This window comes from Cellulomonas fimi (assembly GCF_028527925.1).
Taxonomy (GTDB): domain Bacteria; phylum Actinomycetota; class Actinomycetes; order Actinomycetales; family Cellulomonadaceae; genus Cellulomonas; species Cellulomonas fimi_C.
Genome location: NZ_JAPESW010000192.1, coordinates 1 through 515, shown reverse-complemented (window position 1 = coordinate 515; position 515 = coordinate 1). Strand labels below are relative to the sequence as shown.

The following is a 515-nucleotide window of genomic DNA, read 5'->3' as shown; positions in this document are numbered from 1 at the left end:
CTGCTGTGGTATGGCTATCTCAATTTTCACGCCCTGAGCAATCTGGTGTTTCTCGCCTGGCTGCTTTTTCCGTTACCCTCGGCGCGCCTGCATCGCATCCGCCAGTTGATCTCGATTCCGGTTGGCATCGCGCTGTTCTGGCACGACACCTGGCTGCCAGGACTCAGCAGCATACTCAGCCAGGGCGATCAGCTGGCGGGCTTCTCTGCGGCCTATCTGCTCGACCTGGCCGATCGCTTTATTAACTGGCAAATGGTGGGGGCCGCCTTTGTGCTGCTGGTTCTCTATCTGTTTGTTTCACAATGGATCCGCATCACGGTGCTGGTTTCGCTGATGCTGATCTGGCTTAACGTGCTGACGATTGCTGGCCCGGCGATGTCGCTGCTGCCGACCCGGACGGCCACGCCACAGGTGGTATTGAATCAGACGCCCAGCGGCGGCCAGCCAGCCGCCACGCCGGATGGACTGGAGCAGTCTGCGCCGCCGACCAGCGCGAATCTCACCGCCTGGCTGAA

1 protein-coding gene is annotated in these 515 nt (G+C 60.8%); it reads left to right on the top strand.

Annotated features, from left to right (window positions below; all coding sequences use genetic code 11):
- On the top strand, window positions 1–515 hold a 515-nt coding region (locus OMK64_RS21610; RefSeq protein WP_272730180.1), incomplete at both ends, for a cellulose biosynthesis protein BcsG.